This window comes from Novosphingobium sp., from assembly GCF_036733805.1.
Classification (GTDB): domain Bacteria; phylum Pseudomonadota; class Alphaproteobacteria; order Sphingomonadales; family Sphingomonadaceae; genus Novosphingobium.
Genome location: NZ_DAIMZT010000001.1, coordinates 116,503 through 141,461 on the forward strand (window position 1 = coordinate 116,503; position 24,959 = coordinate 141,461).

General features: G+C 63.6%; 25 protein-coding genes, 1 tRNA gene and 1 pseudogene. 16 read left to right on the forward strand and 11 right to left on the reverse strand.

What is annotated here, in order from left to right; translation table 11 throughout:
- The first annotated feature begins 187 nt into the window (after positions 1–187).
- Positions 188–1,078 carry an HpcH/HpaI aldolase/citrate lyase family protein gene (locus tag V7D69_RS00515; protein WP_324062139.1) on the forward strand — a complete coding sequence of 297 codons (891 nt, stop codon included), beginning with the start codon at positions 188–190 and terminating at the stop codon, positions 1,076–1,078.
- Positions 1,079–1,129: 51 nt separating this feature from the next.
- Here the strand turns inward: V7D69_RS00515 and V7D69_RS00520 are convergent, their stop codons facing one another.
- Together V7D69_RS00520 and V7D69_RS00525 are read right to left on the reverse strand one after the other, a co-directional pair.
- Positions 1,130–2,101 carry a prephenate/arogenate dehydrogenase family protein gene (locus V7D69_RS00520; RefSeq protein ID WP_324062137.1) on the reverse strand — a complete coding sequence of 324 codons (972 nt, stop codon included), beginning with the start codon at positions 2,099–2,101 and terminating at the stop codon, positions 1,130–1,132.
- 28 nt (positions 2,102–2,129) lie between these two features.
- Positions 2,130–3,239 carry a pyridoxal phosphate-dependent aminotransferase gene (locus V7D69_RS00525; RefSeq protein ID WP_324062135.1) on the reverse strand — a complete coding sequence of 370 codons (1,110 nt, stop codon included), beginning with the start codon at positions 3,237–3,239 and terminating at the stop codon, positions 2,130–2,132.
- An 86-nt stretch (positions 3,240–3,325) separates the two neighbouring features.
- On the opposite strand from V7D69_RS00525, the gene metX reads away from it, so the two are divergent.
- Together metX and metW are read left to right on the forward strand one after the other, a co-directional pair.
- Complete coding sequence (gene metX, locus V7D69_RS00530; protein WP_333604802.1) at positions 3,326–4,435, forward strand: homoserine O-acetyltransferase MetX; 1,110 nt, start codon at positions 3,326–3,328, stop codon at positions 4,433–4,435.
- Positions 4,432–5,040: a methionine biosynthesis protein MetW gene (gene metW / locus V7D69_RS00535; RefSeq protein WP_324062131.1), complete on the forward strand. Its 609-nt coding sequence runs from the start codon at positions 4,432–4,434 to the stop codon at positions 5,038–5,040. The genes metX and metW overlap by 4 nt, the downstream gene beginning before the upstream one ends.
- 6 nt (positions 5,041–5,046) lie before the next feature.
- Here metW and V7D69_RS00540 read toward each other — a convergent pair whose 3' ends face one another.
- Positions 5,047–5,427: a DUF1801 domain-containing protein gene (locus V7D69_RS00540; RefSeq protein ID WP_324062129.1), complete on the reverse strand. Its 381-nt coding sequence runs from the start codon at positions 5,425–5,427 to the stop codon at positions 5,047–5,049.
- A 64-nt stretch (positions 5,428–5,491) separates the two neighbouring features.
- Positions 5,492–5,878: a VOC family protein gene (locus V7D69_RS00545; RefSeq protein ID WP_324062142.1), complete on the reverse strand. Its 387-nt coding sequence runs from the start codon at positions 5,876–5,878 to the stop codon at positions 5,492–5,494.
- Between the two features lie 191 nt (positions 5,879–6,069).
- Between V7D69_RS00545 and V7D69_RS00550 the strand changes: the two genes are divergently transcribed.
- Positions 6,070–6,741, forward strand: coding sequence for a glutathione S-transferase family protein (locus tag V7D69_RS00550; protein WP_333604819.1), 672 nt, complete (start codon positions 6,070–6,072; stop codon positions 6,739–6,741).
- 32 nt (positions 6,742–6,773) lie between these two features.
- Here V7D69_RS00550 and V7D69_RS00555 read toward each other — a convergent pair whose 3' ends face one another.
- Positions 6,774–7,742, reverse strand: a complete 969-nt coding sequence (locus V7D69_RS00555) for a complex I NDUFA9 subunit family protein (RefSeq protein ID WP_333604803.1) — start codon at positions 7,740–7,742, stop codon at positions 6,774–6,776.
- A 219-nt stretch (positions 7,743–7,961) separates the two neighbouring features.
- Between V7D69_RS00555 and V7D69_RS00560 the strand changes: the two genes are divergently transcribed.
- Together V7D69_RS00560 and V7D69_RS00565 are read left to right on the forward strand one after the other, a co-directional pair.
- A tRNA-Leu gene (locus V7D69_RS00560) sits at positions 7,962–8,048 on the forward strand.
- Between the two features lie 162 nt (positions 8,049–8,210).
- Positions 8,211–9,433 (forward strand): annotated as a pseudogene (locus V7D69_RS00565) (tyrosine-type recombinase/integrase).
- Positions 9,434–9,450: 17 nt separating this feature from the next.
- On the opposite strand, the gene V7D69_RS00570 reads toward V7D69_RS00565, so the two are convergent.
- Positions 9,451–10,635, reverse strand: coding sequence for a hypothetical protein (locus V7D69_RS00570; protein WP_333604804.1), 1,185 nt, complete (start codon positions 10,633–10,635; stop codon positions 9,451–9,453).
- Positions 10,636–11,048: 413 nt separating this feature from the next.
- Here V7D69_RS00570 and V7D69_RS00575 point away from each other — a divergent pair, with 413 nt between their 5' ends.
- On the forward strand, positions 11,049–12,521 hold the full coding sequence (locus V7D69_RS00575; protein WP_333604805.1) for a Fic family protein: 1,473 nt from the start codon (positions 11,049–11,051) through the stop codon (positions 12,519–12,521).
- Positions 12,522–12,943: 422 nt separating this feature from the next.
- On the opposite strand, the gene V7D69_RS00580 is transcribed toward V7D69_RS00575, so the two are convergent.
- Positions 12,944–13,819 (reverse strand): MBL fold metallo-hydrolase, encoded by an 876-nt coding sequence (locus V7D69_RS00580; protein WP_333604806.1) that lies wholly within the window; start codon positions 13,817–13,819, stop codon positions 12,944–12,946.
- A 73-nt stretch (positions 13,820–13,892) separates the two neighbouring features.
- Here V7D69_RS00580 and V7D69_RS00585 point away from each other — a divergent pair, with 73 nt between their 5' ends.
- Genes V7D69_RS00585 through V7D69_RS00595 form a run of 3 tightly spaced genes read left to right on the forward strand, consistent with a single transcriptional unit; the run spans position 13,893 to position 15,522 of the window.
- Entirely contained in the window at positions 13,893–14,210 is a 318-nt protein-coding gene (locus V7D69_RS00585; RefSeq protein ID WP_333604807.1) for an ArsR/SmtB family transcription factor, read from the forward strand.
- Between the two features lie 3 nt (positions 14,211–14,213).
- Positions 14,214–14,735 (forward strand): rhodanese-like domain-containing protein, encoded by a 522-nt coding sequence (locus V7D69_RS00590; protein WP_333604808.1) that lies wholly within the window; start codon positions 14,214–14,216, stop codon positions 14,733–14,735.
- 7 nt (positions 14,736–14,742) lie between these two features.
- On the forward strand, positions 14,743–15,522 hold the full coding sequence (locus V7D69_RS00595) for a sulfite exporter TauE/SafE family protein (protein ID WP_333604809.1): 780 nt from the start codon (positions 14,743–14,745) through the stop codon (positions 15,520–15,522).
- 220 nt (positions 15,523–15,742) lie between these two features.
- Here V7D69_RS00595 and V7D69_RS00600 read toward each other — a convergent pair whose 3' ends face one another.
- A complete protein-coding gene (locus tag V7D69_RS00600; RefSeq protein ID WP_333604810.1) occupies positions 15,743–16,222 on the reverse strand; it encodes an SLC13 family permease in 480 nt (159 codons plus the stop codon).
- Between the two features lie 17 nt (positions 16,223–16,239).
- On the opposite strand from V7D69_RS00600, the gene V7D69_RS00605 reads away from it, so the two are divergent.
- Genes V7D69_RS00605 through V7D69_RS00615 form a run of 3 tightly spaced genes read left to right on the forward strand, consistent with a single transcriptional unit; the run spans position 16,240 to position 18,949 of the window.
- Positions 16,240–16,836 (forward strand): hypothetical protein, encoded by a 597-nt coding sequence (locus V7D69_RS00605; RefSeq protein WP_333604811.1) that lies wholly within the window; start codon positions 16,240–16,242, stop codon positions 16,834–16,836.
- Positions 16,833–17,189, forward strand: a complete 357-nt coding sequence (locus V7D69_RS00610) for a response regulator (protein WP_333604812.1) — start codon at positions 16,833–16,835, stop codon at positions 17,187–17,189. Before V7D69_RS00605 ends, V7D69_RS00610 begins: the two co-directional genes overlap by 4 nt.
- Positions 17,186–18,949: a sensor histidine kinase gene (locus V7D69_RS00615; protein ID WP_333604813.1), complete on the forward strand. Its 1,764-nt coding sequence runs from the start codon at positions 17,186–17,188 to the stop codon at positions 18,947–18,949. The genes V7D69_RS00610 and V7D69_RS00615 overlap by 4 nt, the downstream gene beginning before the upstream one ends.
- A 38-nt stretch (positions 18,950–18,987) precedes the next feature.
- Here V7D69_RS00615 and V7D69_RS00620 read toward each other — a convergent pair whose 3' ends face one another.
- The 3 genes from V7D69_RS00620 to V7D69_RS00630 all read right to left on the reverse strand — a co-directional run bounded on the left by V7D69_RS00620 (position 18,988) and on the right by V7D69_RS00630 (position 21,991).
- Positions 18,988–20,358, reverse strand: a complete 1,371-nt coding sequence (locus V7D69_RS00620) for a chloride channel protein (RefSeq protein WP_333604814.1) — start codon at positions 20,356–20,358, stop codon at positions 18,988–18,990.
- A complete protein-coding gene (nhaA, locus tag V7D69_RS00625; RefSeq protein ID WP_333604815.1) occupies positions 20,355–21,545 on the reverse strand; it encodes a Na+/H+ antiporter NhaA in 1,191 nt (396 codons plus the stop codon). Before nhaA ends, V7D69_RS00620 begins: the two co-directional genes overlap by 4 nt.
- Positions 21,546–21,703: 158 nt before the next feature.
- Complete coding sequence (locus V7D69_RS00630; protein WP_333604820.1) at positions 21,704–21,991, reverse strand: ArsR/SmtB family transcription factor; 288 nt, start codon at positions 21,989–21,991, stop codon at positions 21,704–21,706.
- 130 nt (positions 21,992–22,121) lie between these two features.
- On the opposite strand from V7D69_RS00630, the gene V7D69_RS00635 reads away from it, so the two are divergent.
- The 3 genes from V7D69_RS00635 (at position 22,122) to V7D69_RS00645 (ending at position 24,925) form a co-directional block, all read left to right on the forward strand.
- Complete coding sequence (locus V7D69_RS00635; RefSeq protein WP_333604816.1) at positions 22,122–24,323, forward strand: copper-transporting P-type ATPase; 2,202 nt, start codon at positions 22,122–22,124, stop codon at positions 24,321–24,323.
- Complete coding sequence (cueR, locus tag V7D69_RS00640; protein ID WP_333604817.1) at positions 24,320–24,712, forward strand: Cu(I)-responsive transcriptional regulator; 393 nt, start codon at positions 24,320–24,322, stop codon at positions 24,710–24,712. The genes V7D69_RS00635 and cueR overlap by 4 nt, the downstream gene beginning before the upstream one ends.
- Positions 24,713–24,781: 69 nt before the next feature.
- Positions 24,782–24,925: a hypothetical protein gene (locus tag V7D69_RS00645; protein ID WP_333604818.1), complete on the forward strand. Its 144-nt coding sequence runs from the start codon at positions 24,782–24,784 to the stop codon at positions 24,923–24,925.
- Positions 24,926–24,959 lie beyond the last annotated feature (34 nt).

Consider the following 24,959-nt stretch of genomic DNA (forward strand, 5'->3'; position numbering starts at 1 on the left):
CGGCTGTCGCGGGGCAGTTAAATTATGCCTGGGAACTTTACCGCTCATTCTTAAGAAAACGTGGCCATGGATTTTTCGTTAAGTGTCAGACACATCGAGCCGCGGCATATTGCGAACGACGCCACCTGAAGGGCTCTGGGGCCAAGGGCTATTGAGGCCCCCGGCGGGGACTACTAAAGGGACGCACATGCGTTTTAATCACGAACCCATTACCGCGCGGTCCTGGCTTTTCGCGCCGGGTGACAGCGAAAAGAAGATGACCAAGGCGATGGAGGGCGAGGCTGATATCGTCCTGCTCGATCTTGAAGACGCGGTCGCAGCCGATCGCAAGGCGGATGCGCGGCCGATGGTGCATGATTTCATCAAGGCCCATCCCGAGCAGCGTCACCGCTTGTGGGTGCGCATCAATCCTTTCGACGGATCTTATACTCTAGCAGACCTTGCCGCGGTCATGCCGGCCCGACCTGGTGGGATCATGCTGCCCAAGGTCTATGGGCGCGCAGATGTCGAGAAGCTCGATCACTGCCTCTCCGCGCTCGAAGTCGCGAATGGCATTGAGGACGGGTCCACTCCGGTGATCGTGCTCATCACGGAAACCGCGGAGGCGATGTTCCACACCGGCGATTACAAGGGGGCGCCTCGCGTCGTGGCGCTGACTTGGGGCGCAGAGGATCTCGCGGATTCCATCGGCGCGTCGTCCAACAGAAATCCGGACGGCTCCTATGCCTTCACTTACGAACTGGCCCGCAGCTTGACGGTGCTGGGCGCCGCGGCGGCCGGCGTCACTGCGATCGAAACGATCAGCGCCGATTTCAGGGACCTCGATGCCTTGCGCGCACGGGCGGAAAAGGTGCGACGCGATGGTTTTCGCGGCATGATGGCCATCCACCCGGCGCAAGTGCCGGTGATTAACCAGGCTTTCACGCCCACCGAGGAAGAGGTGGCGGAAGCGCAGGAGATCGTCGCCCTGTTCGCCGCGCACCCCGGCGTCGGCACCATCGGTTGGAAGGGCGGCATGCTTGACCGGCCTCATCTTGCCCGTGCTCAGCGATTGTTACGGCAGGCGGGGAGGGAGTAAGCGGTCTGCCGCTGCTGGCTCGCTTCATGATGGAGCAAGCGCCCGGCATTCTCAGCTGTCCCGGCCAACTCCGCCGTTATGATCGCCGCGTCCAAAGTCCGGGCGTGAATCGTCCTGGCCTTCCTCGATGATGGAGCGGCGGATGGCGCGAGTGCGGGTGAAGTGATCGAACAGGGCGTTGCCATCGCCCACCCGGATCGCGCGTTGCAGAGCGGTCAGATCCTCCGTGAAGCGCTGCAGCATAGTGAGCACGGCTTCCTTGTTGGAAAGGAACACGTCACGCCACATGGTGGGGTCCGAGGCGGCGATGCGCGTGAAATCGCGAAAACCGCCGGCGGAATACTTGATGACCTCGCCCTGAGTCACATCTTCCAGGTCGGAGGCGGTGCCCACGATAGTATAGGCGATCAGGTGCGGCAGGTGGCTCGTCACCGCGAGGACGAGATCATGGTGCTCGGGCGTCATGATCTCGACATTGGCGCCCAGCGTTTCCCAAAATTCCACTAGGGCGGAAAGTTTGACGAGGTCGGTCTGCTCGGGTGGGGTGACAATGCACCAGCGGTTGCGGAAAAGGTGCGCAAAACCCGCATTCGGTCCCGAGTTCTCCGTGCCTGCGACCGGGTGGGCCGGGATCACCAGATGATCGGGCAATGCTTTGCGCAGGGCCTTGGCGATCGCTTGCTTGCTGGAGCCGACATCGCTGACAAGCGCATCAGCGGGGATCGCGTCGCGGATTGCGGCAGCTGCTTCGCCTATTGCACCCGGTGGTACGCAGAAGATCACTAGATCGGCGTCCCGAACAGCATCCGCCGCAGTTTCGCATACTTGGTGCACCAGCCCCAGCTCGGCGGCACGAGCGCGGTTCTCTGGGGAAAGGTCGTAGCCGGTGGTGCTGCTGCCCGGCACGAATTCCTGCACGGCCAGCCCGATCGAGCCGCCTTGCAGGCCCAGGCCGATGATCGCCACATGACGAAAAGCGGTCACCTGCTCCACCTGTGTAGAGGTGGAATTGAAAGCGGGCATTTCCGCAAACCTTGCGTTGCACTGCTCATCACGTGCGTTCTGCCATTTCGCGCAAGGCTTCCGCGATGGCATCCGTGTCATGCCGGCGGCCGATCGTGATCCGGAGGCCATGTGGCAGACCCTGGTTGGGAAGCCAGCGCACGATATAACCGCGCCCAGCCAGACCCTCAAACGCCTCCTCGGCGGTCAGTTCACCTTCGAACAGCACGAGGACGAAGTTCGCCTGGCTCGGTAACGGGCGCAGGCCGTAATTGCCCAGCGTGACGATCTTGTCGACGAAACGAGCGCGCTCATCCCGGTTGTGGACGCGGCAGCGTTCGACAAAGGCCAGATCGTTTAGCGCCGCCACGGCCATGGCCTGGCCGGTGCTGGACACATTGAACGGACCGCGAATGCGGTTGAGCGTGCTTACGATCTCGTCGGCGCCAGTACCCCAGCCGATGCGTTCTCCGGCCAGGCCGAAGATCTTGGAAAAGGTGCGGGTAACAAAAACATTCTTATTCGCCGCGGCGAGCGCCATCGCCCCATCTTCGTCTTCGGGAGCGACGTATTCGCAGTATGCCTGGTCAATCACCAGCAGCACGTCCGACGGCAGCCCGGCATGCAGGCGGGCGATATCGCCTTTGGGCAGGAACGATCCGGTCGGGTTGTTGGGATTGGCGATGAAGACCACGCGCGTCCTGTCATTCACCAGGGCCAGCAGCGCGTCGACATCAGTGCCGTAATCGGCATCGGGCGCCACCACCGGCGTCGCGCCACAGCGACGTGCAGCGATGTCGTAGACCGCGAAGCCATAGCGCACATAGATCACCTCATCGCCCGGCCCGGCATAGCCCTGCGCGGCAAGGTTGAGCAACTCATCGGAACCGGTGCCCATGATGATGCGCGCCGGATCGATGCCGTGCAGATCGCCGAGCCGCGCGCGTAATGCCTTGCTGTCCGGATCGGGGTAGAGCGCGGGCACCCGTGCTTTGGCGGCCAGGGCCAGGGGGCTGGTGCCGAGCGGATTTTCATTCGCGGAAAGCTTGATAAGCGGCTGCCCGTCTTTGCCGGTGGACTTGCCGGGAACATAGGCGTGAATCGCCTCGATCCACGGCTTGGGTCGGGGAAAGCGAGCACGGATTTCGGTTTCAGCCATAACGAGGGCGCCTTAGCTCAGCCCGCTCGCGATTGACAGGGGGCGATTGACAGGGGCTGCGTGGTTCCCCACTTGGCTGAAGCATCATGGCGACCGCCTCTATCCTCGATGAGAGCAAAGTGCTCGAATTGGCCGATCCGCTGCCGTTGGACGGGGGGCAGCTTCTGCCCTGCGCGCGGATCGCTTACGAGGCGCATGGCACGCTGAATGCGGCGAAGGACAACGCCATATTCATCTGCCATGCTCTGACGGGGGACCATCATGTCGTCTCCAACCATCCCAAGACCGGCAAGCCTGGCTGGTGGGTGCGCATGGTCGGCCCCGGCAAGCCGATCGACACGGATCGGTTTTACGTGATCTGCGCCAATGTGATCGGCAGCTGCATGGGCTCGACCGGGCCGGCCAGCCTTGCGCTTGACGGGCTGCCATGGGGGATGCGCTTCCCGGTCATCACCATACGTGACATGGTGCGTGGCCATGTGGCGCTGCTGGATGCCCTGGGCATTGACCAGCTTCACGCCATAGTGGGTGGATCGATGGGCGGGATGCAGGCGCTGTCACTCGCGGCCAATTTCCCGGAACGCACCCGCGCCGCGCTGGTGATCGCATCAACCGCGCGACATTCCGCGCAGAATATCGCCTTCCACGAGGTGGGTCGGCAGGCCATCATGGCCGATCCCGCATGGCGGGAAGGGGATTACTATGCGCATGGCAAGGGCCCGGAAAAGGGCCTGTCAGTCGCGCGGATGGCGGCTCACATCACTTACCTTTCGGAAGAGGGGCTGACTGCGAAGTTTGGCCGCCGCCTGCAGAACCGCGAACAGAAGACGTTCGGCTTCGATGCCGATTTCCAGATTGAGAGCTATCTGCGTTATCAGGGCCTGTCGTTCACTGACCGGTTCGACGCGAACTCGTACCTCTACATCACGCGCGCCATGGATTATTTCGACTTGGCTGAAGAGCATGGCGGGCTGCTGGCCAATGCTTTCGCCGGATCGAAGGCGCGGTTCTGCCTGGTCAGCTTCGATACCGACTGGCTTTATCCCACGGCGGAATCGCGCAACGTGGTCCATGCCCTTAACGCCGCCGGTCTGCCGGTAAGCTTCGTCGAACTGTCCGCGCCGTTCGGGCATGACTCGTTCCTGCTGGACGTTCCCGCGCTCGATCGCGTGGTCGAAGGATTCCTGAACCAGTGAGCCTCGCCGTCAGTAGCCTGCGCCCTGATCTGGCGGTCATCGCCGCCAGTGTCGCGCCCGGCACCAGCTTGCTGGACGTGGGCTGCGGCGATGGCACCCTGATGGCCGCCCTGCGCGATGAGAAGGGCTGCGACGCGCGTGGCATGGAACTCGATCCTGCCAATGTCGGCAAATGCGTCGCCAAGGGGCTATCAGTGATCCAGGGCGATGCCGATAAGGATCTGGCGTTCTATCCTGACAAGTCGGTTGATTACGCGATCCTTTCACAGACCTTGCAAACGACCATGCGCCCGGATTTGGTCCTTGACCAACTGCTGCGAATCGGCCGCAAAGCCTTCGTCAGCTTTCCCAATTTCGCGCACTGGCGCGTGCGGGTTTCGCTCCTGTGGAACGGCCGCATGCCGGTAACACGGCTGCTGCCGGTCGCGTGGTACGAAACGCCCAATATCCACCACCTGACCATCGACGATTTCCGCGCCTTGGTGAAGGAGCGCGGGATCGAGGTGGAAGGCTGCTGGTTCCTTTCCGGAGACACCCGCTGCAGCGCGGCGGCGGCGAACTTTCGGGCCGAGCATGCGGTATTCCTGCTGTCGCGAGGCGGGTGACAAGGTTCAACGCTGCTTACCCCGCCCATTCAGCTGCGCCGCCGCCTGCACCAGTTCCTTGAACGCTTCGGCATCCACCACCTCTCCTTCGCAGATATCGATGGCGCGACGGGTGTCGCCTTCCAGGCTGGCATTGAAGAGGTGGGCGGGATCCTCCAGCGATGCACCCTTGGCGAAGGTGAATTTCACCGTTTGCTTGTAAGTCTCGCCGGTGCAGATGATACCGTGCAGTTCCCATACCGGCACGCCGCGCCATTTCCACATCTCGGCTACGCCTGGCACGGCCTCGTGAATCAAGGCTCGCATCCGGGCGAGGGTATCGCCGCGCCAGTCAGCCAGTGCGGCGATACGCTCATCAATCAACGCGGATGGCGATGTCTCGTCCATGCCGTTCACCCTCCTTGTGGACGATCGGGTTTGAACGGCATTTCCGTTTCTCCCCTTCGAATCCTTATTCGCTTATCGAGTGCAGGGCGCAGAGCTTATTGCCATCAGGATCGCGCAGATAGGCAAGATAGAGCTTGCCGAAAGGAAATTCACGCACGCCTGGCGGGTTTTCACACGCTGTGCCGCCGGCTTCACAACCGGCCTTATGCCAGGCGTTGACCACTTCCACGCTGTCACATGTGAAGCCGATCGTCCCGCCGTTGGCGGAGGTTGCCGGGGCGCCGTTGATTGGGGTGAAAATCATGAAGCTGGTGCCCTTGTTGGCATAGGCGAGCCGGCCGGCGGCCGGATCGGCCAGGACCGGCGCGGCGCCCAGCGTGGCGAACACGGCGTCATAGAAGGTTTTCGACTTCGCAAGATCGTTGCTGCCGACGCAGATGTGACTGAACATGGATGCTCCGTTGCGGGTTTTGGTAGGATCGCAAGATTGTCTCCACCGCGGGCACGGGTCAACCGCCCGCGTTGCATTGTGACCATACGTTCGTCCCTCGGAGCAGTGGCATGACTTATCCACGCGTTCATCCCGGCGCGAAAAGCCTGCCGGGTGGACGCTTGCGCCCGCCTTTGGCATTCGGATTGACCATGTGGCACATCTACCAGTTTCCGCTTTGCCCGTTCAGCCGCAAGGTGCGGCTGCTCATGGCCGAGAAGGGCATTGCCTATGAACTCCAGTCCGCTCGCCCGTGGGAGGGAGAGGACCGCCTTTTCGCAATGAACCCGACCGGCCGCACGCCTGTGGCGAAGGAAATCGAACGCGGCGTGGTCCTGTCGGACAGCCGGGCCATTTGCGAATATTTCGAGGAAACGGTCGACCGCAATCCGCTTATCAGCGGCACGGCGCAGCAACGGGCCGAAGTGCGCCGCCTGATCGCGATGTTCGATGAAAACTTCTTCAATGACGTATCGGGCCCGCTGCTGCATGAGCGGATGAAGAAGCGCCTCGTCCTGCGCCAGTCGCCCGATGCCAAAGTGTTGCGCGAATCGATGAAGCTGGCGCACGATTATCTCGACTACATCGATTATCTCATCGACAACCGCCCCTGGTTAGCCGGAGCCACCATGACACTGGCCGATCTCGCGGCCGCAGCGCAGATATCCGTGGCCGATTATTTGGGCGGGCTTGATTGGTCCACTCACGAGCAGGCGCGTGGGTGGTATCTGGTGATGAAGTCCCGCCCTTCCTTCCGGCCCCTGCTTTCAGAGCGCATGGAAGTGATCCAGCCGCCGAGCCATTATGCCGAGGTAGATCCCTGAACCACTTGCATCCGTCGCGATAGGCTTGGCTATCAGGCGGCGCTGACGTCTTTCGTCCCAAACCGTCCGTGCTTGCGGAACTGGATCATCCAGCGGTCCAGGAACAGCTCCAGCGGGCGCGGCGAAATGCCCAAGTCGGCAAAACCTGGCAGGTCGCCGCTGGGGAGGCTGCCGGCCTTGAGTAGCTTGAGCTGATCGCTGGTGATCGGTGCGCCGGGCAGCCAGCCGGTGAGAGCTGCAAGCGCCCCCGAAACTGCATCCGGCAGTGCGATCAGACTGCGCGAACGTCCTTCGGCGGCAGCAATGCGCTCGTTCAATTCAAGCATCGTGACGACCTCGGGGCCGGCAAGCTCATACGTCCTGTTGCCATGTGTAAGCGGATCGGCAAGGGCGCGGCCGATCGCTTCGGCCACGTCGTCAACGAACACCGGTTGCAGTTTCGCTTGTGGCGCGAACACCGGGAGGATTGGCATGCGGGCGATGAGGTCGCCGAACATCATCACGAAATGATCGTCAGGCCCGAACATGATCGAAGGGCGCATGATCGTTGCCCCTGGGAAGGCCACGCGAATCAATTCCTCACCTGCAGCTTTGGTGCGGGCGTAACTGACCCCGGAATCGGCTCGCACGCCAAGCGCCGAAATATGAACGAGCGCCGCGGCGCCCGCTGCCTTGGCGGCCGTGGCTACGCGGCCTGCGCCACTGCCTTGGACAGCATCGAGATCGCCGGTGAAGGCGCCCACCAGATTCACCACCGCGTCCGATCCGGCAAGCGCGTTCGCAAGCGAAGCCGGCTTTGTCACGTCAACCCGCGCGAACTGCACTTGGCCCAGGGCGCCCAGTGGCCTGATGGCAAATGCCCGCTGCGGATTACGGCTGGCGATCCGCAGCCGCGCCCCGCGTGACAGCAGTTCTTGCGCCAGATGTTTGCCCAAAAAACCGCTTCCGCCAAGAACGGTGATGATCTTGCCTGAAAGGGAATCGGTGGAGCTTTGGCTCATGGTCAGCTTATGTCCTTCCGTCAGCGGCCCGCGCCGGGCCTGTCCGCGTCGCGGCACATGATGGCCGCCCCTGCCACAAGGGCGCAAACGGGGCAACCGCGCAGTCATTCCCGCACAAACTCGAGAAATTGTTGCCGCCGCCCTGGTTGACAACCCTGTACCGCCTGCGTAGAGGCGCGCTCCTACCTAGCGGGGATCGCGATCCGGCACCCCGCCCGTGCCCAGATGGCGGAATTGGTAGACGCACCGTCTTCAGGTGGCGGCGCTCGAAAGGGCGTGGAGGTTCGAGTCCTCTTCTGGGCACCATTTGTTCTTCCGGGGACATCCGAGAACGTCCGAAAAGTGGCTGATTTCAGCCACTTTTTGTGCTAAGATCGTCCGGTCAAATCCGGGCTGATCCGGCACCAATCGGGAACAAATATGGTATCCTGCATGGTATCGAAGGCCCCTTATGGACGGGCCGATACCATGGGAAAACTCTACGCGACGACCGTTACGAGCGCCAGACCGAGGGAGCGCGAATACAAGCTCACCGACGGTGCCGGCCTCTATCTCCTCGTCAAGCCGAACGGCCGGAAGCTCTGGCGGCTGAACTATGCCTATCTCGGCAAGCAGCGCACACTCTCCTTCGGCGCCTGGCCCGATGTCGGCCTTGGCGACGCGCGCGAGCGGCGCGACGAAGCGCGCAAGATGATCGCGGCCGGCCTCGATCCCTCGCACGAGGCCAAGCTCGCCGTCGCCCGCGAAATGTTGTTCGAGGAGAACAGCTTCAAGCTGGTCGCCGAGGAATGGGTCGCCAAGCAGGAACGCGAAGGGATGGCCGAGGTCACGCTCAGCAAGATTCGCTGGCTGCTCGACAAGGCCTATCCCAGGATCGGTAATCGCCCCGTCGCCAAGATCACCGCGCAGGAGGTGCTTGTTGTCCTCCGTTCGATAGAGGCCACCGGCTGGTACGAAAGCGCGCGGCGCAGGCGCAGCGTGCTCGGTCGCGTGTTCCGCTACGCCATCGCGACCACGCGGGCCGAAACCGATCCGGCGCGCGACCTGCGCGGCGCGCTCATCGTGCCCAAGGCCAAGCATCTCGCCGCCATCACCACTGACAAGGGCGCGGGCGAACTCATGCGCGCGATCGAAGGCTATACCGGCCATGCCATCACCCTCTTCGGGCTCAGGCTGTCGGCACATCTGTTCGTGCGCCCCGGCGAATTGCGCCAGGCCGAGTGGAGCGAGTTCGACTTCGACCGTTCGGTCTGGAACATCCCCGAGCAGAAGATGAAGATGCAGCGGCCACACCGCGTGCCGCTGTCCACGCAGGTGAGCAAGCTCTTCGAGCAGCTCTGGGAGCTGACGGGCACGGGAAAATATTGCTTTCCCTCCTTCCGCTCTCCGCGTCGCCCGATGTCCGAGAATACCGTCAACGCGGCCCTTCGGGCGCTCGGCTTCGGCCAGGAGGAAATGACGGCGCACGGCTTCGGGCCATGGCGGCGACGTTGCTCAACGAAACGGGCAAGTTCAATCCCGACGCCATCGAACGCCAGCTCGCCCATATGGAGACCAACGCCATCCGGCGCGCCTACACCCGCGGCGAATATTGGGACGAGCGTGTGCGCATGATGCAACACTGGTCCGATCATCTCGACCAGTTGCGCGACGGTGCCAAGGTGCTGAAGCCTAACTTCGCGCGCGGCTGACAGGGCGGGACATCCGATCATCGATCACGGTAGGTCCAGTTTGTCACATCGGCGATCGTATCGAACACATCCAGCGGATCGGATGCGAACGGATCATGTTGGCTCGCCCGCGCCTCCGCCCAATCCAGCCATTCGGACACTGGCTGGTCGTCGATGATGACGGTCGGATCCGGAATCGCGGCGCGAAGCGCGGCGACGAAGCCGCGGGCAAGCTCGGCATCGCGCCACCGGCCGGCATGTTCGAGCAGACACCGAAAGCGGTTCTCGTCGAGCTTGCGTTGCTGTTCCAGTTCGTAACGCCGCTGCGCCTCGATCCGCCGCCGCTCCTCCGCTTTCTCGCGCTGCTCCCGCTCGACCGCCATCAGCGGAAAGGCGGCGAGCAGCGTCGCAAGAATGTCGCCGGCCATTGTTTCGACCGTGCCCTTGCGACCGTCCTGCCAGTTGCGCCGCAAACCGCCGGGCAGCCAGCCTTTCACCTCGAATATGAGGATGTCGGTTTCCGCGAGCTCGAGCTTATGGTCTCTGTCACGATAGGAATGCCAATCCCGCTCATCGGCGGTGAGCGGTCGCCGGACCTGCTGCAGCTTCGTCCTGAGCTGAAACTCGATCCTTTCGCGGCCGGATGTCGCAAAAAGCTCCAGCCGCTCGCTCTCAGCGACGGCGATCTTCTGTGCTTCCAGCGCCTTGAGCAGCGCATCGAGCATGCGGTGGCGCCGCCGCTCCTGCGGCGTGAACGCCGAGGGCCGGACCAGCCGCTTGAGCCGACGGTCATAGATCTGTTCGCCTTTCCTGATCTGTTTCTCTCGCCTGGCGATCCAGCCGGCGATGATCGGATGCGGACGAACGAGCCGCTCGGCAACTTGCAGCGCTTTCGTCCTGTCGCGTGCGGTCGCCAGTTCCCTTTCCGATTCTGGCTCAGCCGCGCGGCCGCGCGGGATCGGCACTATGCTGATCGTTTCGGCCATGCCGGAAGGCACCGGCGGTAACGCCCTTGTCTCGACCACCTTGCCGACGGCCAACTTCTGCCAATGTCCCGGAGCCGGCCGGGGAATGTCGAAGCGATCACAAATCTTGACCAGATCATGACCCGACAGGCCAAATGCCCTTGCCGGATGGCTGATCGGCTTTTGCCAGACGAGCAGATAAAGCTGCTGGCGGGTCAGGCTGGTGGGGGCATCGGAACGCTCTACATCAGGGTTCATGGCGTCGAGCAGTTCTGATTCATATTGTGCAGGGTAACCTCGCTCCATGACCGGAAGCTGCAACCTTCCGTCGCTATGACGCACACCAGTGATTTTCCCCGACAGCATTTTGAAATCAAAGGTCGGATCCGGCCCTGCACGCAACGTCCAGGGGCAGGTTTGTCAGAAAAAATGTATGCACCCTTCTGACAAATGAAACGGTGATGCCGGGGTTGCGCTTCCTCATCCCCCTTGCGACCACTCGATGATAAACCCCAGTTATTCGGATTTTTCATGATAAAACCCCGAAAATTCAGGAGCTATTGTTAAACAGGCCACATTGACCCAAATTCCACCATTAATCCTCGTTTTCTCGGAAAACTGGGTGACAAAATCCCGAAAATTCGGCATTCGATGCATCGAAGGATTCGCTAATGCCCGAATTTTCGATTGCAGCCCTGCCAGAAGTGTTCGTCTCGGACGCCGTGATCTCCAAGGCCGTCTACGAGGCCGTGGAGCGCGGCCAGCTGCGCAAGCTCGGTTCGCGGCTCTACACCCGGAACCTGGAGGAGGACCCGGAACGGCTGGTGCGGCGCAACTGGTATTATCTCGTTACCGCCTACTATCCGGACGCGCTGATCGCCGACCGAACGGCCCTGGAGAACAAGCCGGCCGACGATGGCTCGGTCTTCCTCATCTCGCAAAAGAAGCGCGAGACCGCCCTGCCGGGGATCGTGTTCCGGCCGCGCGCCGGTGCAGGACCGCTGGAAAGCGACAGGCCCTTCATAGGTGGCGCACGCCTGGCATCGACAGCACGAGCCTATCTTGAAAACATGCGGCCCTCACGTGAGCGAGGTGGCCGGATTACGCGAACGGTCTCACGCAGGGAAATCGAAGAACGGCTGGACGCTCTCGTCCGCCGTCAGGGCGAAGCGGCGACCAACCGCCTTCGGGACGAAGTGCGGGCAGTGGCGCCAAAGCTCGGCTATGAAACAGAAGCACAGGAACTGGATGCCGTCATTGGCGCGCTACTCGGCACGCGAGACGCCCCCCTCACGAGCAAGGCGGGTTTAGCTCGTGCGGCCGGACAACCATTCGATCCCGATCGCATCGGGCTGTTCGAGACCCTCTTTGCCGCCTTGCGCGAGACAATCACCGAGGAGCGGCGTGCGCCTGTACGCAATGCCGGCGAGAACGCGAACCTTGCCTTTTTCGAGGCCTATTTTTCCAATTTCATCGAGGGGACGGAGTTCAGCGTCGAGGAGGCCGCCGAGATCGTCTTCGACGGCGTGATCCCCGCTGAGCGCCCTGAAGACGCGCATGACATTCTCGGCACGTTCCGGATCGTTTCGGATCAGCAGGCGATGAAGACGCGGCCCACCAGCTTCCCGTCCTTTCTCGACCTCCTGCGCGCGCGCCACGCTGCGGTCATGGAGGCGCGGCCTGACAAAGGGCCTGGCGAATTCAAGCTGAAGGGCAATCAGGCCGGCAGCACCGTGTTCGTTGCCCCCGAACTCGTCGAGGGAACCCTCGACCGAGGCTTCGAGTTCCTGCAGGCGCTAGGCGATCCATTTCAGCGCGCCGTCTACATGATGGTGCTCGTCAGCGAGGTGCATCCCTTCGCGGATGGTAACGGCCGGGTCGCGCGGATCATGATGAATGCCGAACTCGTCGCGGGCGCGCAGGAGCGCATCATCATTCCGACAGCCTATCGCACCGACTATCTCGGCGCGCTGAAGGCCTTTTCGCACAATGGCCAAACCGCGCCGCTCATTCGCATGCTCGCAAAGGCGCAGCGCTATACTGGCAGTATCGACTGGAAAACGATGTCGAGCGCCCGCGCCATGCTGGAGGCGGGCAACGCATTCGCGGAAGGCGAGGATGCGAAGCTCAGATTTCATAGTTGAGGACAACGAATCGCCGAAGCGAAAAGGGCCGTCACGATGTTGAGGGACTCGAACCGATGTTTGAAAAGTCCCAGGGTATCGGTGAGGGTATCGCCTCATGGCGCCTCTCAAGAAATGGCGGTTTTCTAGGCCAGAATGGGTCGTTTTCGGGTCCGCTTCTGCTTGGAATCCAGGGAGGTCCGGCGGCGTTCGGGTGCGTCCAGTGAAACAGATTCGTGGTAGCTTTGGCGGCCTTGACTGCCGCCGTCGGGTCACGCGCGCTCGAACGGGCAAAGGAAATGGACTGTTCGCGCCTCGCCAAGGCGGTTCAGGATTTTGGCTCCGCGCGTGCCGAGCGGGTGCTCACACCCGTTCTCGATCGAGCCTGAATGTGACGAAATGTTGCTGCACGATTCCCCATCCAAATGCCGGTGATCTGCCCCTTAAGCGTGCCCTCGGAATTTCACCGGAATGCGCAAAAACCGCACGCCGTTGGCTTCCGCCTCCGGCAGGCGTCCACCCCGGATGTTCACCTGTATCGCGGGCAACAGCAGCCTGGGGACCGACAGCCCCGCGTCCCGCGTCTCGCGCATGGCGACGAATGCCTCCTCGCTCACGCCATCATGGACATGGACGTTGCCGCGGCGCTGCTCGCCGACGGTCGTTTCCCAGCGATAGTCCTCACGGCCCGGCGCCTTGTAATCGTGGCAAAGGAACAGCCGCGTCTTGTCCGGCAGCGCGAGCAGGCGCCCGATTGACCGGAACAGCTGATGCGCATCGCCACCGGGGAAGTCGGCGCGCGCGGTGCCGTAGTCGGGCATGAAAAGCGTATCGCCGACGAACACGGCATCGCCCACCCTATAGGCCACGTCTGCCGGAGTGTGGCCGGGCACGTGGAGCACCTCGACCTCCAGCTTGCCGATCGGAAACCGCTCGCCATCGTGAAACAGGCGGTCGAAGTCCGATCCGTCGGTCCGAAGGTCGTCCAGCGCAAAGACTGGGCGGAATATCTTCTGCACTTGGCGGATATGCTCGCCGATGCCGATCGCGGCCCCAGTCTTCGCCTTGATATAGGGCGCGGCGGAAAGATGGTCGGCATGCGCGTGCGTCTCCAGCACCATGACGATCCGCCAGTCATGCGCGTTGGCGAATGCCAGGACGCGCTCGGCCGAGCGTCTATCCGCCTCGCCGCTTGCAAGGTCGAAGTCGAGGACCGGGTCGATGACGGCAGCGTCGCGCGTCGCCGGATCGGCGACGAGATAGCTGACGGTGTTGGTGGGCTCGTCGAAGAAAGCCTCGATCATGGGTTTGGCGGGCATCGGCATCTCCTGTGTCGCTTGACAATATATTAGATATAACTAAATAAGCAATATCTAATGAAAGGAAGCGGCGATGCTCAAGCCTCCAATGGATCTCGCAACCTTCGAAGCGAAGGCTGGTGAGGTATCGAACCTGCTTAGGGCGATGGGCAACGCTCGCCGCCTGATGGTGCTGTGCAAGCTTGTCGAACATGGCGAGATGACCGTCGGTGATCTGGCGCGCCAAGTTGCGCTGTCGCAATCCGCGCTGTCGCAGCATCTGGGAAAGATGCGCGACGAGGGTCTCGTTGCCTTCCGTCGTGAGAGCCAGACACTCTGGTACCGGATCGCCGATCCCAGGACCGAGACGCTGCTCGCCACCCTCTACCAACTCTATTGCAAGGAAATCTGATCGATGACGCCTGTTTCGCTCAACCCCGCCGATGCGCAGCGGCTCGTGGCCGACGGCGCGACGCTCGTCGATATCCGCGATGCCGACGAACATGCACGGGAGCATATCCCCGGCGCGCTCAACCTACCGCTGGCCGGGATCGCGGATATGCCCGCCCCGTCCGGTCCGATCATATTCCACTGCCGTTCGGGGATGCGCACGGCGGCCAACGCCGCCCGGTTGGCGGACGCCGTGAACGGCTCGCCTTCCTACATCCTTGCGGGCGGCATCGACGCCTGGCGCACGGAAGGCTTGCCCACCTCGGTCGACCGGCGCCAGCCGCTCGAGATCATGCGGCAGGTCCAGCTTGTTGCGGGCGGACTGGTGCTGCTCGGTGTCGTCCTCGGGTTTCTCACGACACCCATCTTTTTCGGGCTGTCGGCCCTTGTCGGCGGCGGACTGATGGTGGCTGGCGCGACCGGATGGTGCGGAATGGCGACGCTGCTGCACCGGCTTCCGTGGAACCGCCGGACCCTGGCGGCCTGATCCGGCGATGACGCTCGGCCAGATCCTGCTCGCGCTCGCATCCGGTGGCGTCATCGGCGTCGTGCTAGGGCTGGTCGGCGGCGGCGGTTCGATCCTTGCGGTCCCGCTGCTCGTCTATCTCGTCGGGGTGGGATCGCCCCATGCCGCGATCGGGACCGCCGCGGTGGCCGTCACCGCGAATGCACTTGCGAGCCTCGTCGGCCACGCACGCACCGGCAAGGTCAAATGGCGCTGCGCCGCGGTCTTCGCGACGGCCGGGGTAATCGGTGCAGCGATCGGTGCCGAGATCGGCAAGGCACTCGACGGTGAGCGGTTACTTATGCTGTTCGGCCTGCTGATGATCGGCGTCGGCCTGTCGATGCTCCGGAAACGCCGCAAGAGCGAGGCTCCGGATATACGCCTGACCCGCGAAACCGCATCGGCTCTAATGCCGCGCCTTGTGCCGATCGGTCTCGGCGTTGGTCTGGCGGCCGGCTTTTTCGGAATCGGCGGCGGGTTCCTCATCGTCCCCGGGCTCATCGCAGCGACGGCGATGCCGCTGAGCTTCGCAGTCGGCACTTCGCTGGTCGTCGTCACCGCGCTCGGGCTGACGACCGCGACCTCCTATGCGCTCTCAGGCTATGTCGACTGGCCGATGGCGGCGCTTCTCGTCCTCGGCGGCATCGTTGGCGCATTCGGCGGGATCCGACTGGGAGTCCGGCTTGCTGTGCGCAAGGGCCTGCTCGAGCGCTCCTTCGCGATCATCGTTATGCTGGTCGGTGGCTATATTGCGCTCAAAGGCGCCTAATGCAGGTAACAATGGCTTGGGAAGCTGCTTAGAGCCAGCGAGGCAGCCGTTCGCGCAAGTCGAAGACGTCGGACTGGCTGTCGGGCGGTTACATTTCAGGGGGCACGTCATCCGATGAAGTCCGTGGACATTCATCAGCGTCCGGTCTCGTCCAGCACCGTGCCTGCGACTTGACGCGGCATGATCTCGACGCCCCCCAGCGGATAGCTTTCCAAGCCTCTCACACCAAAGCCAGAAAGGTTGCTGCAATCCCGACGACCAGCACGGATAATATTGCGCCCGGTCGGGCATAATCGGTGAAGCGATAACCGCCCGGCCCCATGACCAGCAGATTATTCTGGTGGCCGATGGGGGTGAGGAAATCGGACGAGGCTCCGATCAGGACGGCCAGCAGGGCTGCATCAGGACCAAGTCCGATCAGCGCGGCGGCATCGAGCGCCAGCGGACCCATGATGATCGCGGTGGCGACATTGTTGAGGAAGATCGAGAGCAGCAGGGTCAGTGCGCAGAGCGCCGCGAGCGCCCCAACGGGCGGTGCCCCCGCCAGAACATGACCCAATGCCTCGGCGACGATTGCCGCTGTGCCGCTGGTTTCGAAGCTTTGGCCCACCGGTATCATCGCCGCGAGCAGAACCACGATGGACCAGTCTATCGAACGGTAAATTTCCTCTGCCGACAACAGGCGAGAGCCGGCAAGCAATGTGGCGGCCGCCAGGAATGGGCGTTGCGGCGTTCCTGCCGAAGCCCGTCGATCGCATCGGACTGCTCAATGCGGTCACCGACGCGGCGGGACGCTATCGCGAGCTTGAGCGCGACCGCGCTGCCCGCAGCGGCCTGATCAACCGTTTCCGCGCCCTGGAGGATGGTTTGACCAGTGCCATGCGCGAAATGGCGGCGATGGCCGAACTGCCGCCATCCTATTCTCCGGCGGCAGGAAATGGCCGTACCGATCCCGCACCCTCGGTCGATCAGGCCTGGCAGGCACTGCATTGCCGGCGGCTGCTCGAGGAAGCGCGTGTCCTTGACCGGCTCTTTTCCCGCCTGTCTATCGAGCAGGTCGGCTGGCGCGTGCTGCTCGCCATGTTCGAGGCCGATCTCGGCACCGGCGAAGCCTCAGCCACCAACATTGCGCTTGCATCCGGGGCGAGCGCGTCGGCCGGCCTTCGGCGCATTGCCGAATTCGAAGAGCGCGGCCTGATCATGCGCCGCGAAGATCCCGCAGACGGCCGCCGCTTCATGCTCGGACTCACCGAAACCGGGCGCAGCCTCTGCCGCGACGCTATCCAGACCCTCATCGCCGCGTGGACAGCATGAGCGCCGTCCTCGTCGTCGACGACGATCCCTACTCCGCCGAGGAACTGGCCGAGGCATTTGAAGACGCCGGCATTGCAGCGTCTTGGTCGAGCGATCCCGAAGAGGCGTTGCGCCGTGGCGCCGATCCATCGATCCGCCTCGTCATCACCGACCTCCGCATGCCGGGCATCGGAGGGGAGCAGTTGATCGCGCAGTTGCATGCCGAACGCCCGGACCTGCGCTTCATCGTCATCACCGGCCATGCCGGCCATGCGGACGACCCGTTCACCGGAGGACGCGAGATCCTTGCGCGGTTCGGCAAGCCGGTGCGCAGTCCGGCGGTGGTCAAGCTCGCCCTGGAAGCATTGGCATGAGCTTCCATATGCGCTGCATGCTGGCCGTCGCTGCCATCGAAACGGCTTTTCTGATCATCCTGCTCATCATGACGCTCGGCTTCCTCAACCAGTCGGTGAGAAGCGAGGTTCATCGCGACGCCCGGATCAACGCCCGTTTTGCGGCCGTCCTGCTCAGCGAACCCGTGGCAGCGGGCGACCGGCGAAAGACCAAAAGGCTGGTCCAGGATCTTGTCGAAAGCGCGGATCTGGTCTCGCTTGACGTCCGGGACTCGAACGGACGGTCTCTCGCGACCCTCGCCAAGCGCGCCGGGTCTGACGTCGAGACATTCGTGCAGACCGTCCCGATCATCCGGGACGGGAAACGGATCGGTACGATCAGGGCTGTGGCCCGGGATGATTTTCTGGATGAGATTTTGGGCCGGATCAAACCCAGGCTGGTGGTGACCGCCATCCTGCTGCTCGCTCTTTCCGGCCTCGTGTCATGGGCATTCGGGCGTCATCTATCACGGCACCTCCGCGTCATTCGCAGGACCGCAAGAAGGGTTAGCGGCGGCGATTTCAACGTCTCGATTCCCGTCGAAGGTCCGGCTGAATTCCGGGCGGTTGCCAAGGCGATGAACAGCATGAGCAGCCGCATCGGCGAGCTTCACAATGAACTGCGCCACGCTCTGGCTGATCAGACCCACGCGCTAGAATCAACCTTCGACCATATGACCGAAGGGGTCGCGATTTTTGATGCCGACGGGCGCCTGCTCGCCAGGAATCCGACCTTTGCGGCGCTGACCGACATTCCGGTCGACGCCTTCGAGATAGGCTCGACGCTTGATGAGATGGTGGATTTCCACGCTGCCGGCGGCGCTTATGACAGCGCGGAGGGACAACAGATCGAGGCGCAATGCCGCAATCGGAACTGGGAGGGACCGTCCCTGGCGTTCGAGCTCTTCTTTCCCGATGGCCGCACGATTTCTGTCCGCCGGACACGGCTGCCCGATGGCGGCTTCATCGCCATCCACGAAGACGTGACCCGGGAGCGCGAAGATCAACGCCGCCTGTTGCACGCCGCCAAGCTCGCAACGCTCGGCGAACTTGCGACCGCCACCGCGCACGAGCTGAACCAGCCGCTGAACGTTATCCGCCTGTCGGCCGATAATGCGCGCGCCCGGCTGGTCGCCGGTAAGGCCACGGAAGACTATCTGGAAATGAAGTTCGGTCGGATTGCCGAGCAGACCGAGCGGGCCGCGGCCATCATCGATCATATGCGCATTTTCGGCCGCAAGCCGGTCGAGAGGCCCGAACCGTTCGACCTTGGAGAAGCCGTGCAGTCGGCGGTCGATTTTTTTGCCGAAACCGCGCGGCTCAAAGGGTACATGCTCGATCTCGCGATCACGCCGGGCCTGGTCGTCAAAGGCCATGCGGTGCTCATCGAGCAGGTGGTCGCCAATCTCATATCCAACGCGATTGCCGCTTTCAGGACGACCGATGCGGTCGCACCGCAGCTTCGCATCAGCGTCGCGCGATCGGACGATGCCGCGGTCGTGGAAGTGGCCGACAATGCCGGCGGTATTCCGCCGGACATATTGCCGCGTATATTCGAGCCCTTCTTCACGACCAAGCCGGGCGGGGAAGGCACCGGACTCGGCCTGTCCATAAGCTACGGCATCATAAGCGACATGCGAGGAACTCTGTCTGTCCGGAATGAGTCCGGCGGCGCGACATTCTCCTTTGAGCTTCCGGTGCATGAAAGAGTCTCTACCGTCGATTGTGCATCGCGCGCCTGACAGGGGCGCTCGTCACCCCTATCGGGATCGAACGCCGATTACCCCGGTTCCCGCCTTCCTTCAGGTGCCGGCCCCACCTCGGGGAATGGTGTCTGCATGAACGGCCTGGCGAGGCCATGGTAGAGGCGTTCCCGGCAGACCAGGGCGCTGACGAGGTCGGCAATGAGGGCGGTGGCGAACAGCGGCACGATCATTCCGCGGCTTGCGGTCGTCTCGGTTATGATGATGACGGCTGTCAGCGGCGCGCGAACGACGCCGACGAAATAGCCGATCATGCCGAGCAGAACGATCGCGCCCCTGGGATCGTCCGGAAAAAGGCCGGTGAGAAGGTCGCCCAGGCCCGCCCCAACCGACAGCGACGGCGCGAAAATGCCGCCGGGAGCTCCGCTCAAGGCTGTCGCCAGTGTCGCCAGGAACTTCGCCGGGCCGAACCATGGCGATCCGCCCTGCGCCTCGACCAGATGGCGCGTGGTCTCATAGCCGGTTCCCCAGGTGGCGCCCGCGCTTGCGATCCCCAGCACCGCGACGATCAGACCGCAGACGGCAGCGACGATGACAGGACGCTGTTTCAGCGAGCGGATCCATGGGCGGCCGGGTGCCGAGAAGCCGAGGAGCGCGCGCGAGAAGAGGCCGCCCGCGAGGCCGCCCGCGATCCCGGCGATCGGCGCAACGAGCAGAACGGCACGCAGTTCGAGCGTCTGATGCATGGCGCCGAAATAGATATAGTCACCCGAAACGCCGAGGCTGACCAGGCCGGCGATCATGACGGCGGCCATGACGAGCACCGCCACCTTCTGCTCATAAGCGGACGCCAATTCCTCGATCGCGAACGCGACGCCAGCAAGCGGCGTGTTGAAGGCAGCGGCAACACCGGCGGCGCCACCCGCGATCAACACGCCGGCCGTGATCGGCACCCGCAGCAACCGGTGGACCGCCACCATGATCGCCGCGCTGACCTGAACGGTCGGGCCTTCGCGGCCCACCGATCCGCCCGCGCCGAGTATCAATACCGTCATGACGAGCTTCAAGACGCCCGTCTTGAGAGAGACGAGCGGGCCGAGGGCTTCGCGCGCGGGATTGCGTGAAGCAGCTATGACTTGCGGAATGCCGGACCCCCGTGCTTCCGAGGCCCATCGTTTTGTCAGATAGACCGTGCCAGCGAAAATCGCGGGCGTAAGCAGCAGTGCGCCATAGGGCCAGGCCGTGCTGAACTGGTGGAAGAGGTGCTGTGCGAGGTCGCCTAGCTTGGCGAAGGCGATCGCCAGCAGGCCAAGCAGTACCGCGCCGGCGCCCGTCGCAATCCGCCGGCGGAATACGGAGAGCGCATCGCGCGCCTTCCCGCTTCCATGGGGCGATAGAAGCTCCTTGACGACAGCCACAATCTGCACCGAACCAGGGAACAGCCTCATGTTTGCGTCACGCTCGCTGCTGGGGCGATCCGCAGGACGATGAAACCCGCGATCGCCGAAACGATCGATCCCAGAAGAATGCCGAGCTTCGCGGCGTCATTCTGGTGCGAACCGTCGCCGAAGGCGAGGCCGCCGATGAACAGGCTCATCGTGAAGCCGATTCCGCACAGTAGCGCGACGCCGTAAACATGAGGCCAGCTCGCATTGCGCGGCCGCTCGGCCCAGCCAAACCGGACCAGCAGTAAGACCGCGCCGAAGATGCCGATCTGCTTGCCGAGGACCAGGCCGAGCGCGACGCCGAGGGGAACCGAATCCAGTATGTCCCGCGGGGAGAAGCCATCCAGCAGCACGCCGGCGTTGGCGAACCCGAAGACCGGCACGATCGCATAGGCCACCCACGGATGCAGGCCATGTTCGAGCCGGGACAATGGCGAATGCGTGTCGTCCGGTTTCCCCGGTGTCCTGGCCAGCGGCACGGTCATGGCGACCGCCACGCCCGCCAGCGTCGCGTGGATGCCCGACTGGAGCACGAAGACCCAGACCAGGGTGCCGACCAGCAGGTACGGCCAGAGCGCCGTGACGCCATAACGGTTGAAGAGCGCAAGGGCCAACAGCCCCACGCCCGCGCCTGCGAGCGACGGAAGACTGAGTTCAGACGTGTAGAACAGCGCAATGATCAGGACGGCGATCAGGTCGTCGATGATGGCGACCGCCGTCAGGAAGATCTTGAGCGAGGTCGGCGCGCGGCTGCCGAGCAGCGCCAGCACGCCGAGCGCGAAGGCGATGTCCGTCGCAGCGGGAATCGCCCAGCCACGCAGTCCTTCCGGCTCTCCCCAGTTGACCGCCGCATAGATTATCGCCGGGACCGCAACGCCCGCGGCCGCAGCCAGCCCCGGAAGCAAGCGGTCGGACCATCGGGCAAGCTGGCCGTCGAGCACCTCGCGCTTGATTTCGAGGCCGACGATGAGGAAAAACAGCGCCATCAGCCCGTCATTGATCCAGTGGAGCAGACTGAGGCTGCCAATCTTGACGTGCAGGGCCTGAAGATAATCGGCTGAAAACGGGGAATTGGCGACGATCATCGCGGCGGAAGCTGCCGCGATCAGGATGATGCCGCCGGCCGCTTCGGTGGCGAGAAAGGCACGCATCATCGAGAAGGGCCGAGTCACAAGTTGAGGGGCGCTCATCCCATGTTCCTAGCGCGACAGCGACAATGCGGCCACCGTGGCAACCACTTAAATTGAACGCTCTCATGAGGTTGTATGGATATGGCTCGAGCGGGCCGAATTGCCGGTACACAAGAACAGCACGTTGAAGATTCGATCGCGCATCATAGCCTCCGTCATCAGCAGCAGGGGATCAGTTCGGCGATCAGCGGATCGCACAGCTCGACCTTGCCGCTGCAGCAATCCTTCACGAGGAAAAGGGTGAGTGCCCTCAGCCGGTCGAGATCGGCGCGATAGTTGATGATCCAGCTCCGCCGCTCGGCCCGGATCATCTCTGCTCGCGCCAAAGTGGCGAGATGCACGGACATCCTGTTCTGCAGCACGCCGAGTTGGCGCGCAATTTCGCCGGCTGGAAGCCCGTCGGGCTCATGGCGCACGAGGAGGCTGAAGGTGATCCTGATGGATATATCGTGTTATTGGAGCGAGATTTTCTAGGGTCGCATCTGTTTTGATGCTCATTGATCCTCATCGAGAAAAAACACCCCTTGACCCTGACATCATGTCAACCCCCACATTGAACGGCGTTGGAGGTCTGTCGTGAATCATGAACACCATGCACAGGGGCATCAAGGCCGTGGCTGCTGTTCGGCCGGATACGCTCTGCCCGATGAGGAAGCAGCGGCGCCGGGCACGATCTGGACCTGTCCGATGCATTCCGAGATCCGCCAGGATCATCCGGGGGCCTGCCCGATCTGCGGCATGGCGCTGGAACCGGAGATCGCCACTGCCGAGGCGGGTCCGAGCGCCGAACTCGTCGACATGACGCGCCGCTTCTGGACTGGCCTCGCGCTGGCGATACCGGTGCTGGTCCTCGAAATGGGCGGGCATCTCTTCCCGGCACTCCACCATCTCATCTCCGAGCGCGTCTCGACCTGGATCCAGCTGCTGCTGGCGACCCCCGTGGTGCTCTGGGGCGGCTGGCCCTTCTTCGAACGCGGCTGGCTGTCGCTCAAGACGCGCCACCTCAACATGTTCACCCTGATCGCGATGGGGACGGGCGTCGCCTGGGCCTACAGCATTGTGGCGACGCTCTCGCCGGGCATCTTCCCGGCCGCCTTCCGGGAGGGTGGCACGGTCGCCGTCTATTTCGAGGCCGCGGCGGTCATCACCGTACTCGTGCTCCTCGGCCAGGTGCTGGAACTGCGCGCGCGCGAGCATACCTCTGGCGCGATCAAGGCGCTGCTGGGTCTCGCGCCCAAGACCGCGCGCCGGATCGCCGCCGACGGGCAGGACGAGGAAGTGTCGCTCGAGGCGGTCGCGATCGGCGATCGGTTGCGCGTTCGGCCGGGCGAGAAGGTTCCGGTCGACGGAAGCGTCGAGGAAGGCCGCTCGGCGATCGATGAGTCGATGGTGACCGGCGAATCCATGCCCGTCGCCAAGGCGGCAGGTACCAGCGTCATCGGCGGCACGCTCAACCAGAGCGGCGCGCTCGTCATCCGCGCCGAGCGGATCGGCCGCGACACGATGCTCGCGCGGATCGTCCAGATGGTCGCCGAGGCGCAGCGCTCGCGCGCGCCGATCCAGCGGCTCGCCGACCAGGTCGCGGGCTGGTTCGTGCCGGCCGTGCTCGCCGTCGCGGCGGTCGCCTTCATCGCCTGGGGCATCTGGGGTCCCGAGCCGCGCCTCGCGCATGGCTTGATCGCCGCGGTGGCCGTGCTGATCATCGCCTGTCCCTGCGCGCTGGGCCTAGCGACGCCGATGTCGATCATGGTCGGCGTCGGTCGTGGCGCGGGTCTCGGGGTGCTGATCAAGAATGCCGAAGCGCTGGAGCGGCTTGAAAAAGTCCAGACGCTGATCGTCGACAAGACGGGCACGCTGACCGAAGGCAAGCCTTCGGTGACGCGGATCGTCGCCGGCCAAGGCTTGGACGAGACCGAGGTGCTGCGTCTCGCCGCGGCAGTCGAGCGCGCGTCCGAGCATCCGCTGGCACTGGCGGTCGTGGCGGCCGCGACAGACAGGGGCATCGCTATTCCTCCCGTTTCGGACTTCAACGCGCCGACCGGCAAGGGCGCCACCGGCACGGTCGATGGCCGAAGAGTGACTCTCGGGAACGCGCGGATCATGCGCGACAGCGGCATCGATCTCACCGCAATGGAAGACACCGCCGACGAATTGCGCCGCGACGGCGCGACGGCGATCTTCATGGGGCTGGACGGCCGTATCGCCGGGGTGCTGGCGATCGCCGACCCGATCAAGGTAAGCACGCCCGACGCGCTCGCAGGATTGCGGGAAGCAGGGATCAGGGTGGTGATGCTCACCGGCGACAATCGCACGACCTCGGAAGCCGTGGCACGCAAGCTCGGCATCGACGCGGTCGAGGCCGAAGTGCTCCCCGACCAGAAGAGCGCGGTCGTCGAGCGGCTGAAGCGCGAGGGCCAGGTGGTTGCCATGGCCGGCGACGGCGTCAACGACGCGCCGGCGCTCGCCGCTGCCGATGTCGGCGTCGCCATGGGCTCGGGCACCGACGTCGCGATCGAGAGCGCCGGGGTGACGCTGCTGAAGGGCGACCTCACCGGGATCGTGCGAGCCCGACGGTTGAGCGAGGCGACCATGTCGAACATTCGCCAGAACCTGTTCTTCGCCTTCATCTACAACGCGGCGGGCGTGCCGGTGGCGGCGGGCCTGCTCTATCCCTTCTTCGGCATCCTGCTCTCGCCGATCATCGCCGCGGCGGCGATGGCGCTGTCGTCGGTGAGCGTGGTCGGGAACGCGCTCAGGCTCAACCGGGTGGCGCTATGAACATTGGCCAAGCCGCGGAGGCGAGCGGCGTCTCGCAGCGGATGATCCGCCACTACGAGAAGATAGGGCTGATCCCCGAGGCGCCGCGCCGCGACAGCGGCTATCGCGATTATTCGCCGGCCGATCTCCACCGCCTGCGCTTCATCGCCAACGCCCGCGATCTGGGATTTCCGATCGAGGAAATCCGCGTGCTCCTCGACCTGTGGAACGATCGCGGCCGGGCGAGCGCCGAAGTGAAGGCGCTGGCGACGGCGCGGGCCGAGAAATTGCAGCGCAAGGCCGCGGCGCTGGAAGCGATGCGGCGCACGCTTGTCGATCTCGCCGAGCGCTGCCATGGCGACATGCGCCCGGATTGCCCGATCATCGAGGAGTTGGCCCGCGATGACTAGGCTCGACCGTAACCTTGCTGGCCGCAGTCACGAATTGACAGCTGTATTACGGAGGAGCATTTCCGAACCGTGCTGAAGCTGCTGCGCCATCTTTTGTGCCTGGGCATCCTGTTCGGCCTAGCCGGAAACGGGGTTGCGGTCGCCGCGCCGTGCCTGCTGATGACGCAGGACCAGGTCGCCTCGAGTTCGGCGATGGCTTTGTTGCACAAATGAGCTGGTGGACAAGTTGCCGGCTTTGAAGGTTGGT

Bases quoted from the DNA above. Each gene is read 5' to 3' on its own strand.
- V7D69_RS00515 (WP_324062139.1), top strand. From the start codon at position 188: ATGCGTTTTAATCACGAACCCATTACCGCGCGGTCCTGGCTTTTCGCG.
- V7D69_RS00520 (WP_324062137.1), bottom strand. From the start codon at position 2,101: ATGCCCGCTTTCAATTCCACCTCTACACAGGTGGAGCAGGTGACCGCT.
- V7D69_RS00525 (WP_324062135.1), bottom strand. From the start codon at position 3,239: ATGGCTGAAACCGAAATCCGTGCTCGCTTTCCCCGACCCAAGCCGTGG.
- metX (WP_333604802.1), top strand. From the start codon at position 3,326: ATGGCGACCGCCTCTATCCTCGATGAGAGCAAAGTGCTCGAATTGGCC.
- V7D69_RS00540 (WP_324062129.1), bottom strand. From the start codon at position 5,427: ATGGACGAGACATCGCCATCCGCGTTGATTGATGAGCGTATCGCCGCA.
- V7D69_RS00545 (WP_324062142.1), bottom strand. From the start codon at position 5,878: ATGTTCAGTCACATCTGCGTCGGCAGCAACGATCTTGCGAAGTCGAAA.
- V7D69_RS00550 (WP_333604819.1), top strand. From the start codon at position 6,070: ATGTGGCACATCTACCAGTTTCCGCTTTGCCCGTTCAGCCGCAAGGTG.
- V7D69_RS00555 (WP_333604803.1), bottom strand. From the start codon at position 7,742: ATGAGCCAAAGCTCCACCGATTCCCTTTCAGGCAAGATCATCACCGTT.
- V7D69_RS00570 (WP_333604804.1), bottom strand. From the start codon at position 10,635: ATGAACCCTGATGTAGAGCGTTCCGATGCCCCCACCAGCCTGACCCGC.
- V7D69_RS00575 (WP_333604805.1), top strand. From the start codon at position 11,049: ATGCCCGAATTTTCGATTGCAGCCCTGCCAGAAGTGTTCGTCTCGGAC.
- V7D69_RS00580 (WP_333604806.1), bottom strand. From the start codon at position 13,819: ATGCCCGCCAAACCCATGATCGAGGCTTTCTTCGACGAGCCCACCAAC.
- V7D69_RS00585 (WP_333604807.1), top strand. From the start codon at position 13,893: ATGCTCAAGCCTCCAATGGATCTCGCAACCTTCGAAGCGAAGGCTGGT.
- V7D69_RS00590 (WP_333604808.1), top strand. From the start codon at position 14,214: ATGACGCCTGTTTCGCTCAACCCCGCCGATGCGCAGCGGCTCGTGGCC.
- V7D69_RS00595 (WP_333604809.1), top strand. From the start codon at position 14,743: ATGACGCTCGGCCAGATCCTGCTCGCGCTCGCATCCGGTGGCGTCATC.
- V7D69_RS00605 (WP_333604811.1), top strand. From the start codon at position 16,240: ATGGGCGTTGCGGCGTTCCTGCCGAAGCCCGTCGATCGCATCGGACTG.
- V7D69_RS00610 (WP_333604812.1), top strand. From the start codon at position 16,833: ATGAGCGCCGTCCTCGTCGTCGACGACGATCCCTACTCCGCCGAGGAA.
- V7D69_RS00615 (WP_333604813.1), top strand. From the start codon at position 17,186: ATGAGCTTCCATATGCGCTGCATGCTGGCCGTCGCTGCCATCGAAACG.
- V7D69_RS00620 (WP_333604814.1), bottom strand. From the start codon at position 20,358: ATGAGGCTGTTCCCTGGTTCGGTGCAGATTGTGGCTGTCGTCAAGGAG.
- nhaA (WP_333604815.1), bottom strand. From the start codon at position 21,545: ATGAGCGCCCCTCAACTTGTGACTCGGCCCTTCTCGATGATGCGTGCC.
- cueR (WP_333604817.1), top strand. From the start codon at position 24,320: ATGAACATTGGCCAAGCCGCGGAGGCGAGCGGCGTCTCGCAGCGGATG.